Raw genomic sequence first — 13,664 nt, 5'->3', positions numbered from 1 at the left:
TGGCGGCAAGATGGAAGCCATTCCGCCCAAACTGCGCCGCGGCGACAACCGGAATGTCGTCACTCGCCCACTTGCCTACAGCCGGGAAAAGGACATGATCGAGTTCTCCGGATTCAAGGATTTCCCGATCATCCCCTGCAACCTGTGTGGCTCCCAGGAAAACCTGCAGCGCCAGGTGATCAAGGACATGCTCAACAAGTGGGACCGGGATCAGCCCGGGCGCATCGAGAACATCTTCGCCGCGATGCAGAATATTGCCCCCTCGCAACTGGCCGATACGCGCCTGTTCGACTTCGAGAATCTGGAAGATGGCCAGCAGCAGGGTGGTGAGCAGGCCCACCGGCTGGATGTGGTCAACCTGTTTGGCTGATCAAAAAAACAGCGTTTCGGCGATTTTCTGACTAAACATGATTCGCGGCGTCGTTTCCGGTAAAATGCCCGCGCCTTTTTGCGGTGCGGTCTGTCAGACCGCCATGTAACCGTTTCCCCGGGCTTCTGCGGCTTCCTCCGATCCCCTTCAAGTGGGATCGACCCTCGGGTTTTCGCCGAATGTCCCGATTAACCAAGACTCTCTCGACCAGAAGGGTAGGAGCACCATGACCGATCGTATTCAGAAGGGTAGCCTCGAAATCGCTGCCGAACTCCATGATCTGGTAGTCAACGAGATTGCGCCGGGTACCGGCGTGGACCCGGAACACTTCTGGGCCGAGCTGGAAAGCATCCTCAAGGACCTGGCGCCCAAGAACAAGGCGCTGCTGGAAAAGCGTGAAGCCATTCAGGCGCAGCTGGACGAGTGGCACAAGGCCCGCAAAGGCCAGGCCATCGATATGGCCGAGTACAAGCAGTTCCTGACCGAGATCGGTTACCTGCTGCCGGAAGGCGAAGACTTCAGCGTTACCACCGAGAATGTGGATGACGAAATCGGTACCATTGCCGGCCCGCAGCTGGTGGTGCCGGTGAAAAATGCCCGTTTCGCCCTGAACGCGGCCAATGCACGTTGGGGCAGCCTGTACGACGCCCTCTATGGCACCGACGTGATTTCCGATGAAGGCGGCGCCGAGAAAGGCGGTGCTTATAATCCGAAGCGTGGCGCCAAGGTGATTGCCTGGGCCCGTCACTTCCTGGACAGCTACTTCCCGCTGGCCACTGGCTCCCATAAAGACAGCACCGGTTACGCTATTGTTGATGGCAAACTGGAAGTGTCCCTGGGCGCTGAAAAATCCGGCCTGAAAGACGAAGGCCAGCTGCAGGGTTATGTGGGCGAAGCGTCAGCGCCGTCCGGTATCCTGCTCAAGCACAACAACCTGCATGCAGAAATCCAGATCGATGCCAGCCACCCGATCGGCACCGACGATGCGGCCAACATGAAGGATGTGCTGCTGGAGTCTGCCATCACCACCATCCAGGATTGCGAAGACTCTGTGGCTGCCGTGGATGCGGAAGACAAGGTCGAGGTGTATCGCAACTGGGCCGGCCTGATGAAGGGTGACCTGCAGGAAAGCTTCCAGAAGGGCGGCAAGACCATGACCCGTTCCATGAACGGTGATCGTGAGTACACCGCGCTGGACGGCGGCACCCTGAGCCTGCACGGCCGCTCCCTGCTGCTGGTCCGTAACGTGGGCCACCTGATGACCAACCCGGCTATCCTCATGAATGGTGAGGAAACCCCGGAAGGCATCATGGACGGCATGGTTACCGTGCTGGCCGGCATCCACGATCTGAAAAAACTCAACAAGCTGAGCAACAGCCGCACCGGTTCCATGTACATCGTGAAGCCGAAGATGCACGGCCCGGAAGAAGTGGCCTTCGCTGTCGAGCTGTTCGAGCGTGTCGAGAAAGCGCTGGGGCTGGAAAAGAATAGCCTGAAGATCGGCATCATGGACGAAGAGCGTCGCACCACGGTGAACCTGAAGGAGTGTATCCGTCAGGCGAAAGAGCGGGTGATCTTCATCAACACCGGGTTCCTGGACCGTACCGGTGACGAAATGCACACCTCCATGGAAGCCGGCCCGTTTGCTCGCAAGGGCGACATGAAGGGCATGCCGTGGATCAATGCCTATGAAGACTGGAACGTGGATATCGGTCTGGAATGCGGCCTGAAAGGCCACGCCCAGATTGGTAAGGGTATGTGGCCCAAGCCGGACGAAATGGCGGAAATGATGGCTACCAAGGCCGGGCATCCGAAAGCGGGCGCCAATTGTGCCTGGGTGCCGTCTCCCACTGCGGCCACCCTGCACGTGACCCACTATCACGAAGTGAATGTGGCCGAAGTTCAGGAAAAACTGGCCAGCCGTAAGCGGGCATCCCTGGACGATATCCTCACCATTCCGCTGCTGGACCGTGAGCTGTCTGCGGACGAAATCCAGCAGGAGCTGGACAACAATGCGCAGGGCATCCTGGGTTACATGGTTCGCTGGATCGACAGTGGTGTGGGTTGCTCCAAGGTACCGGACATCAATGATGTGGGCCTGATGGAAGACCGCGCCACCCTGCGGATTTCCAGCCAGCACGTAACCAACTGGTTGCACCACGGCATCACCAATGAAGAGCAGGTGACCGAAACCCTGAAGCGCATGGCGGAAGTGGTAGATCGTCAGAACGCCAACGATCCGACCTACATTCCCATGGCCAAGGATTTTGACAACTCCGTGGCCTTCCAGGCAGCGATGGAGCTGGTGTTTGAGGGTTGCTCGCAGCCCAGCGGCTACACCGAGCCGGTTCTCCACCGTCGTCGCCGTGAGCTGAAGAACAACGGTTAACAGTTAATAATTAACAGTTAACAGCGGCGCGTTCTCGCGTCGCAGTTCTTCAAAGCAAAGAGGCCGCGCCCAATCGTTGGGCGCGGCCTCTTGCGTTTTAATCCCTGCCAGTTGTTTCCCGCGCAACTATTAACTGTTCACTGTTCACTGTTAACTATTCACTGATCTCCACCATCACCTCCAACGGCAAGCTGACCTGCTGGCTGCTGCGTTGCACCCCGCCAAGCCCTCGCTGGTTCTGCTGGCGGTCTACGTTAATGCTGCCCATGGGCTGCCAGACACCGGGTTGCACCCGCAGGGTAGTGCCGCTGGACTGGGTGTGTGCCAGGCCCGGGCCGCCGGCCTGGTCATAGCGCTGGCTTATCTGCAGTACCACGCTACCGTCCGGGGTCAGTTGCGGGATTACCTGAATACCCTGTTGCAGCTCGGCAAGCACGGTACCGTAATAGCCGCCGCCGAGGGCGAGCAGGGTGCCCTGGCTGATATGAGCGGGGTAACCGCTGAGGGTTCGGATCTGGTAATGGTCCTGCTGGCGGGTGTGTTGCTGGCGTTGCTCAATGCGGATATCACCGGAGACACCGCCGGGGATGCGCCCCTGAATGCGGGTATCCACGCCGCTGCGCTGGCCGCTGCTGGCACCCTGGCGACGGAGATGGACAACCAGGGTGCTCGGTGTGGCTTCCAGGCTGCCCAGTGCACCTTCCAGCTCGGCCATATTGCTGTCGGTGGTACGGACGATCAGCTTGCCCTGATAAGCCCGCACGCTGCCGCCGGGGGCGAGTAGTGGTTCGATCACGGAAACCAGCGCCGGGGCATCCGGGCGGGGCAATACGTGGATGCGCATGGATTCTGCCGTGACCTGGCCGGTCATCCCCAGCATCAGGCTGATCAGCAGAACGAGAGTTCGGCAGCGCTGTATTCGTTGCATCATGATCGACTCCGAGAGGCTTTTCTCACTCTATCATGGCCGCTGCATTACGCATCCCTACAGGATCACAGGCATAATAGCCGCCGCCTGAAGTTGCCCCAGAGTTGTCATGTTTGCCAACAGCCGTAGCGTTACCTCGAATCAGACCGGAATCCACAATGACCTGGAGCGGGTTGTCCATCGCCACCTGCAACGTCCCTGGCAGGCGCCTATTGCCGACCATGATGCGCAGGCGTTTGCGCAGTTGCAGCAATGGCGGCAAGTCCAGGGGGGCGATAGGCCGCTGATGCTGGATTCTGGCTGTGGCACCGGGCGCTCTTCCTTGCTGCTTGCCAGCCAGCACCCCGAGGCTCTGGTGGTGGGGGTAGATCAGTCCGCTGTTCGCCTGGAGCGTGCCAGCAGGCGTTTCCAGGCACTGCCGGACAACCTTTTGCTGTTGCGGGCCGATTGCGCGGGTTTGTGGCGGTTGATGGCAGGGGAAGGCTGGCAACTCCATCGCCATCAGATCCTTTACCCGAATCCCTGGCCGAAAAGCGCCCATCTGAAGCGGCGCTGGCATGGCCACCCGGTGTGGCCCACGATGTTGTCGCTGGGTGGCGAGCTGGAAATGCGTAGCAACTGGTTGCTGTACTTGCAGGAGGTGCAGGAGGCGCTGGCGATCAGTGGTATCCGCGCCCAGTTGTCGGAGCTGCCCGTGCAAAGTGAACCCTTGACGGATTTCGAGGAGAAGTACCAGGCCAGCGGTCAGGTGAACTGGCGGCTGACAGCGAGCCTGTAACGCGGCGTTTGCGGTATCGGCAATGGGGGTAGGGTGGATTAGCCGAAGGCACGTAATCCACCTGATTCCTGGCGCCAGACTTTCCGCCCTGTGACGGTGGATACGTCTTCGGCTAATCCACCCTACAAGATTCTATAAACGCAGCTCTCGCAACTCTACGGAGGAAGTCGCCCGTTCCCATTGGTCCTGAAACTGTCTGGCCAGGCGTGGTGCGCGGGGAAGACGATGGCCGCACAGGTCCAGTCGGCCGGGTTGTGGCCAGCCCGCTGCTTCGAACAGGCCGGTGCCATCACCAATAGCAAAGCAGAGCTGGTTGTCCCGGTCATCTTCCTGGCTCTGTCGCATTGGTATGCGGGAAGGAAGCCGTCGGGCCAGATGGACCAGACGATGCCCGTTGCGCACGGCCTTGTCCTGGCTGTCGTACTGAATGCGGATATCGATTTTTGCGCTGCTCAGGGCCAGGCGCTTGAGGGCATCGCACACGGCGTGGTCGGCGGTCAGGGCGTCCAGTTCCGGTACCCGCAGCCAGAGGCTGCGCCGGCAGGCTGAAATCAGCGAGGCCAGCGCAGTGCCTGCCTCGCGGAATTCAGGATGGAGCAGGCTGTCGTCGTCACCGATGACAAAAGGCATCAGGCGAGGGGTTTGAACATCTGCCGGTGGGGGATGTTGGCATCCATGAAGATGCCGCCAGAGACGGCAAAGCCGGCGGCTTCGTAGAAGCTGGTGGCGTGGGTCTGGGCGTGCAGGAAGATTTCTTCCATGCCCTTGGCCCGGGCGGCTTCTTCCGCTGCTACCAACAGGGAGCTGCCGACACCGTTGTTGCGCTGCTCGGACAGGACGCACAGTCGGCTGATCTGGCCGCTGGGAAGCAGGCGAATACAGCCTACCGGATTCTGCTCGCGGTCCAGGGCCAGAAAATGGATGGCCTTGTCATCTTCGCCATCCCATTCCAGCTCTTCGGGAACATGCTGTTCGTTGATGAAGACCGTCTGGCGAAGGGCTCGCAGGGCGGTTTCGTGTTCGTCCCAGCGGGTCTCGATAATGCTGATAGCCATAGGGGTCTCGTTATAGTTGGGCGAAGAAGCCCTGTTCAATCCAGTCATGTAGCAATTCACTCCCGGCTGGCTGCAATACGGCATCCAGCGCTTCACGGGTATAGCAGCGCTGGCGGGCCAGCAGCTGTACCAGTGGTCGTTGTTGTTCTGTCAGTGAGTAAGGCTCACCGTTTAACCAGGCAATGTTGCCCTGCAAAATCAGGCGCACACTACCATGGCGGACCAGGGCGATCGATGGATCGCGCTGGCGAATATGGGCATCATCGACGGCAAATTCAAGTCCATCCAGCCGAGGCGTGGACAACCAGCGATAAACTGCCCGTTCAATCGCGGCCGGGTTTAGCAGATCCAGGGCGCCGCGAATCAGTTGCTGCCGGTCTGCATCGGCCAGTACCGCCGGGTCCTTGGGTACCTGCCGGTCCGCGTCGGTAAACAGCTCGCTGTCCGCATCGGCCAGACACTCCCCGGCGATTTCCGCCATCAGTATCTGGTAATCCGGGGCCCGGAAACCCACTGACCAGGTAATGCAGTCGCTGTCTTCGGCGACACCATGGTGGGCCACGCCGGGGGGCAGGTAGAGCACATCGCCAGGGTTAGCCACGAACTCTTCCCGTACCGGCATCTCGGCCAGCAGCTTCAGGTCAGGATGCGGCAATTTCGGCGTTTTTTCGTCGCAGACATCACCGATCTGCCAACGGCGGCTACCGGCGGCCTGGATCAGGAAAACGTCATAGCGGTCGAAATGAGGGCCGACGCTGCCACCCTTGGCGGCATAGCTCATCATGATGTCTTCCAGCCGCCAGTTGGGCAGGAAAGCGAAGCTGTCCAGCAGCAGGGACACATCGGTCAGATAGTGGTCCACGGACTGCACCAGCAAGGTCCAGTCCCGCTCGCCAAGCTCGGCAAACACGGTTTCCTCGAGCGGCCCCTGTTTCAGTTCCCAGGTGCCGCCAGCCGTGCCGCGAATGATGCGGGCTTCCACATTCTCTTCCAGCGCTAGCCCGGCCAGGGTGTCCGCGTCCGGCTCATCCAAGCCGCTGGCAGTGCCAGGCATGAACAGTGGTTTTTTCTGCCAGTAATCACGCAAAAACGCTGCCGGGGTGAGCGGCAGCGTGAAGGTGGGCAGGCCCGGTGCGTCGCTCATCAGATATTGCGCGCTTGCTGGGCCGCGTTGCCGATGTAGCTGCCCGGGGTCATGGCCAGCAGGATTTCCTTGGCTTCATCCGGGATCGCCAGATCATTGATAAAGGCGGTCAGCGTTTCCTGGTTGATGCCGTCCTTGCCACGGGTGAGGGCCTTGAGTTTTTCGTAGGGCTTCTCGATACCGTAGCGACGCATGACCGTCTGGATCGGTTCGGCCAGCACTTCCCAGGCCGCGTCCAGGTCGTCGTTCAGGCGGCCCGGGTTCACTTCCAGCTTGCTGATGCCTTTCAGGCTGGCTTCGAAGGCAATCAGGCTGTGCGCCAGGCCCACGCCCACGTTACGCAGTACGGTGGAGTCGGTCAGGTCGCGCTGCCAACGGGACATCGGCAGTTTGGCGGCCAGGTGATCCATGATGGCGTTGGCCAGGCCCAGGTTGCCTTCGGAGTTTTCGAAGTCGATGGGGTTGACCTTGTGCGGCATGGTGGAGGAGCCCACTTCGCCTTCCACGGTTTTCTGTTTGAAGTAGCCCAGGGAGATGTAGCCCCACACGTCCCGGTCGAAGTCGAGCAGGATGGTGTTGAAGCGCATCAGGGCGTGGAAGTACTCGGCTACGCAGTCGTGGGGTTCGATCTGGGTGGTGTAGGGGTTGAAGGTCAGCCCCAGGCTTTCCACGAAGCGGCGGGCAAAGGCTTCCCAGTCCACGTCCGGGTAGGCGGACAGGTGAGCGTTGTAGTTACCCACGGCGCCGTTGATCTTGCCCAGCAATGCCACGGCGGCAAACTGGTCGCGCTGGCGTTGCAGGCGGGCCACCACGTTGGCCATTTCCTTGCCCACGGTGGTGGGGGAGGCGGACTGGCCATGGGTGCGCGACAGCATGGGCTGGTCGGCCTGGGCGTGAGCCTGGCGGCGGATGGCGCTGATCACCTGATCCATCTTCGGCAGCAGGATTTCCTTGGCTTCTTTCAGCATCAGGGAGTAGGACAGGTTGTTGATGTCCTCACTGGTGCAGGCGAAGTGGACAAACTCGCTCATGCCGGCCAGCTCGTCGTGCTCGGCCATTTGTTCCTTGATGAAGTATTCCACCGCTTTCACGTCGTGATTGGTGGTGGCTTCAATGGCCTTGATGCGTTCGGCGTGCTGGACGTCGAAATCGCGGGTAACGCCGCGCAGGTGCCAGGCTGCCTGGCCGCTCATCAGCGGCACTTCGGGGATATTCTTGTCGTGGGCGAGCTGTTCCAGCCAGCTCACTTCCACATGCACGCGGAAGCGGATAAGGCCGTATTCACTGGTGGTGTTGCGCAGGGCATCCACCTTGCCGGCATAGCGGCCATCGACCGGTGAAATGGCAGTCCGAGAGGTAAGGCTGGACATGGAAATGGCTCCCGAATCGTTTCCGGGGGGGTAAAAGCGGGGCAATTATACCGTGAAACCGTAAAGGCTGCGTTGTTGTTTGCCGGGTTGGACGAAGTCATCGGTAGGCGCGTCCCTGGCGGCGTGATTTTTCAGTTACGAGTCATGAGGAGCGAGTTTCGAAAAACGCTAACTCATGGGGTGTCGCTTTTCGAAACTCGCTCCTCGTAACTCGCACCTTATTTTGAGCGCGCCGCCAACAACGCACCTGCAAATCACTTTAAGAAAAACTCACAGGTTGTTGATATCTATAGACTCTATCGCGCTCAAAAGACGCTTTCTCTGGAACAGCAGCTGCCAGCGGCGGCCGCCGAGCTGATGCCAGAGAAAGGCGGCACGGACGCCGGCCAGGAACAGGGCGCGAACGCGGGCGGCCTTGTTTTCGTCCTGCAGGTGGGCCGGTTCGCCCTTTACCTGAATGCGGAAACGGAAGGTGCCCAGGGTGTCCACATAGATGCCCGCCAGCCGGTGGCAGAAGGCATCGTCGCGAACACTGCTGAAGTGGGCCTGCTGACCATCCAGCGCCTTGAGGCGGTGGCGCAGGATGTTCACGGTGTCATCGTTCTTGCGCAATTTGGCCGCCAGGTGCAGCAGGGCCAGGCCGTAATTGAGCGGGCGCAGGTTGCCGCCGGCGGAATCCCGGTTGAGGCTGCGGTTGAGCAGGCTGACACCGTCACGGAGCAGGGCCGGTTGCGGGTAAATGGCGTCAAAACTCTCGGCATCCAGAGCCATGACGCCCTGCATCAGGGCCTCGAAAGCCCGTGGGTCGCAATCGCCGCGCAGGGCAATGTCGTCGGCCAGCTGGGCGGCCTGAAAGACCGCTGCCAGGGCCAGAAGCTGTTGCTGTTGCGGGCTGAAGCGTTCGCTCATGCGGTCTCCTCGATCACTGCGCCGCCCAGGCATACGGGTCCATCATAGAACACCACGGATTGCCCCGGTGTCACTGCCCGTTGGGGCTCGTCAAATACCACCTGGACACGGCCATTGCCGGCGTCGCTGACGGTACAGGCCTGATCCGGTTGCCGGTAGCGGGTTTTGGCGGTGAGCCGGGCCGGCAGAGCTGGCGGTGCCAGGGCGACCCACTGCATGGGGGCGCTGGTCAGTTCGCGGCTATAGAGTAGCGGATGGTCGGTGCCCTGGACGGCGACCAGCACATTGCGCTCAAGGTCTTTGCCGGCCACATACCAGGGCGCATCGCCGGCGCTGGCGAGGCCACCAATGCCCAGGCCCTGGCGCTGGCCCAGCGTGTAATACATGAGACCATCATGGTCCCCGATCACATTGCCATGGTCGTCCTCGATCTTGCCAGGCTGGGCGGGCAGGTACTGTTCAAGAAAGTCCTTGAAGCGGCGTTCACCGATAAAGCAGATGCCCGTGGAGTCCTTCTTCTTGTGATTGGCGAAGCCCTTTTCCTCGGCAATGCGGCGGACTTCCGGTTTTTCCAGGTCACCGAGAGGAAACAGGGTGCGCTCGAATTTGCGGTAATCCACTGCGTGGAGGAAGTAGGTCTGGTCCTTGTTGGTGTCCACGGCACGCAGCAACTGTGCCTTGTCACCGTGGCTCACCTGGGAGTAGTGCCCGGTAGCGATGTAGTCCGCGCCCAGGGTGATGGCGTGATCCAGAAACGCCTGGAACTTGATTTCCTTGTTGCAGAGGATATCCGGGTTGGGGGTGCGCCCGGCCTTGTACTCGGCCAGGAAGTGCTCGAACACCCGGTCCCAGTACTCCGTGGCAAAATTCGCAGTATGTAGCTCGATACCGAGCACCCCGGCCACCTGCATGGCATCCATCAGGTCTTCCCGGGCGGTGCAGTAGTCGGTGCCGTCGTCCTCGTCCCAGTTCTTCATGAACAGGCCTTCGACGTGATAACCCGCGTCCAGCAACCGCGCAGCGGCCACCGAGGAATCAACGCCGCCGGACATGCCGACGATCACATGGGTATCTTTTGGGGCTTTTTGAGAAGCTTGGCTCATGGTGCTGCCTTCATGTCAGCCGCGCTGCAGCGGCCAGGGGTGCTGATAGATGGTGTCCAGAGGCAGGCGACGGCCTGACAGGTAGTCGTCCAGGCACTTTTCCACCAGGGCGCTACGGTGCTGTGGGCGTCGCTGTCGCAATTCATCCGGGGTTAGCCATTCGGCCGCCAGAATCCCGGTATCCAGCTTCTGGCCCGGGTCATGGCTGATCGGCCTGGCTACAAAACAGGTGCGGTAATAGACTCCGGCGCCGCGGAAGGGCTGGAAGATATACCAGCCAAGGAGGTCGGTGATCTCCACCTGCCAGGCGGTTTCTTCCAGGGTTTCCCGGTAGGCCGCCTGCATCAGGTTTTCCCCGAATTCCACATGCCCGGCGGGCTGGTTTAGCACTTCCTGACCTTTGCTCATTTCCCGAACAAAGAGGAAGCGCCCGTCTTGTTCCACCACACAGGCCACAGTAATGTGCGGCTCAAAGCTGTTCATAGCAACCCTACCGGTACCGGCCCCGTCCAAATGGGGCACAATAATAACGGAATCCGTTCCTTCACCATGGATCCATGGATTCAGGCGGACAATAAAGGCGGGAATGGTAGCGCAGCAGCGCCACAGACAACAGGAGTGATCAATGCCCGGTGACCGGTTTACCCACCTGGATGACCAGGGGCGCGCCCAGATGGTGGACGTGACCGACAAGGCAGAAACGCAAAGAGAGGCTACAGCCCGGGCGCGCATCCGCATGAAGCCGCAGACCCTGGCAATGATCCGTGATCAGCGGCACCCCAAGGGGGATGTGATTGCCACGGCCCGTATCGCCGGCATTCAGGCGGCCAAGAAAACCTGGGATTTGATCCCCATGTGTCACCCCCTGTTGCTCAGCAAGGTCACGGTTGTGATTGAAGAAGCGGGACAGGATAGCCTGGAAATTCTGACTACCTGCAAGCTCAAGGGAGTCACCGGTGTGGAAATGGAGGCGCTAACGGCGGCTTCGGTGGCCGCGCTGACACTCTATGACATGTGCAAGGCAGTAGATCGTGGCATGGTGATTGAAGAGATCTGTTTGCTGGAGAAGAGTGGTGGTCACAGTGGCCACTATCAGCGACAGGATTCGGAATCGGAAGACGAACGATGATAGAAGTGCGTTTTTTCGCCGCCCTGCGCGAGCGAGTGGGCAGCGACAGTATGATGGTATCGCCTCCGGAAGCGGTCAATACGGTGGCGAAGCTGGCTGACTGGCTGGCTGACCAGGACCCGCAAGTCGCTCAGGCGCTGACAGCCACGCCGCGGCGTATGGTGGCAGTGAATGAAGTGCTGGCTACCGAGGATGCGGCGATTTGCGACGGTGATGTAGTGGCCCTGTTTCCTCCGGTAACCGGCGGATGAAAACCCGCATCGAGATCCGTAACGGGCCCTTGGATAGTGCCGAGCCTGCCGACTGGCTGCGTGATGCCGGCCTCAGCGGTGCCCAGGTGCAGTTTGCCGGGCAGGTGCGCGATGAGCAGGGCAAGGTACAAGCGCTGCATCTGGAGCATTACCCGGGGATGACCGAGTCTGTTCTTGGCACCATCGTTGAGCAGGCCGGGCAGAAATGGCACCTTAATGGTGCCTGGGTGGTGCACCGGGTTGGCACCATGGCCCCCGGTGACGACATCGTTCAGGTGGCGGTCAGCGCGGGGCATCGGCAGGCCGCGTTCGACGCCTGCTCCTTCATCATGGACCTGCTGAAAACCCGCGCGCCATTCTGGAAGAAGGAGCTTATCAGCGGCCGCTGGCTTTGGGTCGAGGCCCGCGAGCGGGACGCCGAGGCCGCCGCCGCTTGGTTGCAGGGGCTTTCGGCGCATGAATCGCCATAGAGCGCCATTCTCCGGTGGCCAGACCGCTCAGGTCCCAGTCGCCGATCTGCCAGCGAACCAGGCGCAGGGTGGGGTAACCAATGGCGGCAGTCATGCGGCGAACCTGGCGATTTCGACCTTCGTCTATGGTGAGTTTCAACCAGCTATCCGCTACCGTTTTGCGGGTCCGTACCGGGGGGTGGCGCGGCCATAGATCGGGTGCCTGTATGGCTTCCACCCTGGCTGGCCGGCAGGGTCCGTCCTTGAGAGTGATGCCCTGGCGTAGTTTTTGCAGTTCCTGTTCCCCGGGCTTGCCTTCCACCTGAACCAGATAGGTCTTGGGCAGATGAAATCGCGGGTCACTGATGCGTGCCTGCAGGGCGCCGTCATCGGTAAGCAACAGCAGGCCTTCAGAATCCCAGTCGAGCCGTCCAGCCGGGTACACACCGGGTACTGGCACGAACTCGCGCAACGTTCGGCGACCCTGATCGTCGCTGAACTGGGAAAGGACCTGAAAGGGTTTGTTGAGCAAAATCAGTTGCGCCATATGGCCTGACATTCCTGATGGCTGTCATTGATGATTTGAGTCGCGTTACCGGGTGGCTACGCTAACAAGGGTAGGCGGTCGGTGCTATACTCGCCAGCTGATGCAGAATACGGTTTATCTGGAGGGAGCACTCCTGTTCGGTCTCGCTGATCTGACGGCCAAAAGCCGGCTCATATCGGGCGGGAAGCACTGCCAATACAATTGGGACCTGTAATTTTATGACCACCCCTAAAATTATCTATACCATAACTGATGAGGCGCCAGCGCTGGCGACCTATTCCTTTTTACCTATCATTGAAAAATTCACTTCGATCGCTGGCATTGACGTTGAAAGCAGTGATATTTCACTGGCTGCACGCATTCTTGCCACGTTCCCTGAATATCTGTCAGATGAGCAGAAAGTGGAAGATGCCCTTTCTGAGCTCGGGGCTTTGACGCAGGATCCCGAAGCCAACATCATCAAACTCCCCAATATCAGTGCCTCCATTCATCAGCTCAGGGAAGCGATCGAGGAGCTGAATGAACACGGTTTCAGTGTGCCGGAATACCCTGATGAGCCTCACAACGAGGAAGAAGAGGAGATCCAGGCTCGCTACACCAGAATTCTGGGGTCTGCGGTGAACCCGGTACTACGCGAAGGGAACTCGGACCGTCGCGCCCCGATTGCGGTTAAAAATTACGCACGCAAGAATCCCCATAGTATGGGTTACTGGAGCCAGGCATCCCGTACCCATGTTGCCCATATGCGTGGCGGTGACTTCTTTTCCCATGAGACCTCCACCACGGTTGAGAAGGCATGCAAGGTCCGCATCGAGTTTGAGGATGCAAAAGGCAACATCACTGTCATGAAGCCGGAACTGCCGCTTCTTGATGGCGAAGTGATTGATGCCATGTACATGAGCAAAAAGGCGCTGTGTGATTTCTTTGACGAGCAGCTGGACGATGCCAAGAACACGGGCATCCTTTTCTCCCTGCACGTAAAGGCCACCATGATGAAGGTGTCTCACCCCATTGTGTTCGGCTATGCGGTTCGTCGTTTCTACAAAGAGCTGTTTGACCAACATGGTGAAACCCTGGAACAGATCGGCGCCAACCCGAACAACGGCTTGAGCCATATCTACCAGAAGATCGAAGAGCTGCCGATTTCCCAGCGGCTGGAAATCGAATCCACCATTCGTGCCTGTTACTTGCATCGCCCTGAACTGGCCATGGTTGATTCAGACCGTGGCATTTCTAACCTGC

The 13,664-nt window shown here is 59.8% G+C and carries 15 protein-coding genes and 1 pseudogene; 7 read left to right on the top strand and 9 right to left on the bottom strand.

All coding sequences use genetic code 11. The annotated features are described in order from the left end of the window. Both ACFE0K_RS12040 and ACFE0K_RS12035 read left to right on the top strand, forming a co-directional pair. Nucleotides 1–370, top strand: a pseudogene (locus tag ACFE0K_RS12040) (tRNA 2-thiocytidine(32) synthetase TtcA); the annotation flags it as partial. 226 nt (nucleotides 371–596) lie between these two features. After that, nucleotides 597–2,759 (top strand): malate synthase G, encoded by a 2,163-nt coding sequence (locus ACFE0K_RS12035; RefSeq protein ID WP_434536292.1) that lies wholly within the window; start codon nucleotides 597–599, stop codon nucleotides 2,757–2,759. A gap of 154 nt (nucleotides 2,760–2,913) precedes the next feature. Here ACFE0K_RS12035 and ACFE0K_RS12030 read toward each other — a convergent pair whose 3' ends face one another. Continuing rightward, on the bottom strand, nucleotides 2,914–3,690 hold the full coding sequence (locus ACFE0K_RS12030; protein ID WP_434536291.1) for a hypothetical protein: 777 nt from the start codon (nucleotides 3,688–3,690) through the stop codon (nucleotides 2,914–2,916). A 106-nt stretch (nucleotides 3,691–3,796) separates the two neighbouring features. Between ACFE0K_RS12030 and trmB the strand changes: the two genes are divergently transcribed. Then, complete coding sequence (gene trmB, locus ACFE0K_RS12025; protein WP_434536290.1) at nucleotides 3,797–4,465, top strand: tRNA (guanine(46)-N(7))-methyltransferase TrmB; 669 nt, start codon at nucleotides 3,797–3,799, stop codon at nucleotides 4,463–4,465. A gap of 132 nt (nucleotides 4,466–4,597) precedes the next feature. Here the strand turns inward: trmB and ACFE0K_RS12020 are convergent, their stop codons facing one another. The 7 genes from ACFE0K_RS12020 to ACFE0K_RS11990 form a co-directional block, all read right to left on the bottom strand. Further along, entirely contained in the window at nucleotides 4,598–5,095 is a 498-nt protein-coding gene (locus ACFE0K_RS12020; protein WP_434536289.1) for a hypothetical protein, read from the bottom strand. Further along, complete coding sequence (locus ACFE0K_RS12015; protein WP_434536288.1) at nucleotides 5,095–5,520, bottom strand: GNAT family N-acetyltransferase; 426 nt, start codon at nucleotides 5,518–5,520, stop codon at nucleotides 5,095–5,097. The genes ACFE0K_RS12020 and ACFE0K_RS12015 overlap by 1 nt, the downstream gene beginning before the upstream one ends. 10 nt (nucleotides 5,521–5,530) lie before the next feature. Continuing rightward, nucleotides 5,531–6,664, bottom strand: a complete 1,134-nt coding sequence (locus ACFE0K_RS12010) for a JmjC domain-containing protein (RefSeq protein WP_434536287.1) — start codon at nucleotides 6,662–6,664, stop codon at nucleotides 5,531–5,533. Then, on the bottom strand, nucleotides 6,664–8,034 hold the full coding sequence (gene purB / locus ACFE0K_RS12005; protein WP_434536286.1) for an adenylosuccinate lyase: 1,371 nt from the start codon (nucleotides 8,032–8,034) through the stop codon (nucleotides 6,664–6,666). The genes ACFE0K_RS12010 and purB overlap by 1 nt, the downstream gene beginning before the upstream one ends. Before the next feature lie 270 nt (nucleotides 8,035–8,304). Beyond that, a complete protein-coding gene (gene hflD, locus ACFE0K_RS12000) occupies nucleotides 8,305–8,943 on the bottom strand; it encodes a high frequency lysogenization protein HflD (RefSeq protein ID WP_434536285.1) in 639 nt (212 codons plus the stop codon). Further along, complete coding sequence (gene mnmA, locus ACFE0K_RS11995; protein ID WP_434536284.1) at nucleotides 8,940–10,046, bottom strand: tRNA 2-thiouridine(34) synthase MnmA; 1,107 nt, start codon at nucleotides 10,044–10,046, stop codon at nucleotides 8,940–8,942. Before mnmA ends, hflD begins: the two co-directional genes overlap by 4 nt. A gap of 15 nt (nucleotides 10,047–10,061) precedes the next feature. Next, a complete protein-coding gene (locus tag ACFE0K_RS11990) occupies nucleotides 10,062–10,529 on the bottom strand; it encodes an NUDIX hydrolase (RefSeq protein WP_434536283.1) in 468 nt (155 codons plus the stop codon). Nucleotides 10,530–10,671: 142 nt separating this feature from the next. Here ACFE0K_RS11990 and moaC point away from each other — a divergent pair, with 142 nt between their 5' ends. The 3 genes from moaC to ACFE0K_RS11975 are packed head-to-tail and all read left to right on the top strand — an operon-like array spanning nucleotide 10,672 to nucleotide 11,896. After that, on the top strand, nucleotides 10,672–11,175 hold the full coding sequence (moaC, locus tag ACFE0K_RS11985) for a cyclic pyranopterin monophosphate synthase MoaC (RefSeq protein ID WP_434536282.1): 504 nt from the start codon (nucleotides 10,672–10,674) through the stop codon (nucleotides 11,173–11,175). Then, nucleotides 11,172–11,426, top strand: a complete 255-nt coding sequence (gene moaD / locus ACFE0K_RS11980) for a molybdopterin converting factor subunit 1 (protein ID WP_434536281.1) — start codon at nucleotides 11,172–11,174, stop codon at nucleotides 11,424–11,426. Before moaC ends, moaD begins: the two co-directional genes overlap by 4 nt. Then, nucleotides 11,423–11,896 (top strand): molybdenum cofactor biosynthesis protein MoaE, encoded by a 474-nt coding sequence (locus ACFE0K_RS11975; RefSeq protein ID WP_434536280.1) that lies wholly within the window; start codon nucleotides 11,423–11,425, stop codon nucleotides 11,894–11,896. The genes moaD and ACFE0K_RS11975 overlap by 4 nt, the downstream gene beginning before the upstream one ends. Here ACFE0K_RS11975 and ACFE0K_RS11970 read toward each other — a convergent pair. Further along, on the bottom strand, nucleotides 11,802–12,422 hold the full coding sequence (locus ACFE0K_RS11970; protein WP_434536279.1) for a pseudouridine synthase: 621 nt from the start codon (nucleotides 12,420–12,422) through the stop codon (nucleotides 11,802–11,804). The genes ACFE0K_RS11975 and ACFE0K_RS11970 overlap by 95 nt on opposite strands. A 218-nt stretch (nucleotides 12,423–12,640) precedes the next feature. On the opposite strand from ACFE0K_RS11970, the gene ACFE0K_RS11965 reads away from it, so the two are divergent. Further along, a partial coding sequence (locus ACFE0K_RS11965) for an NADP-dependent isocitrate dehydrogenase (RefSeq protein ID WP_434536278.1) occupies nucleotides 12,641–13,664 on the top strand: 1,024 nt, incomplete at its 3' end.

The sequence above is a fragment of the Alcanivorax sp. genome, assembly GCF_051117345.1.
Taxonomy (GTDB): Bacteria; Pseudomonadota; Gammaproteobacteria; order Pseudomonadales; family Alcanivoracaceae; genus Alcanivorax.
This window is presented reverse-complemented; position numbering and strand designations above follow the sequence as displayed.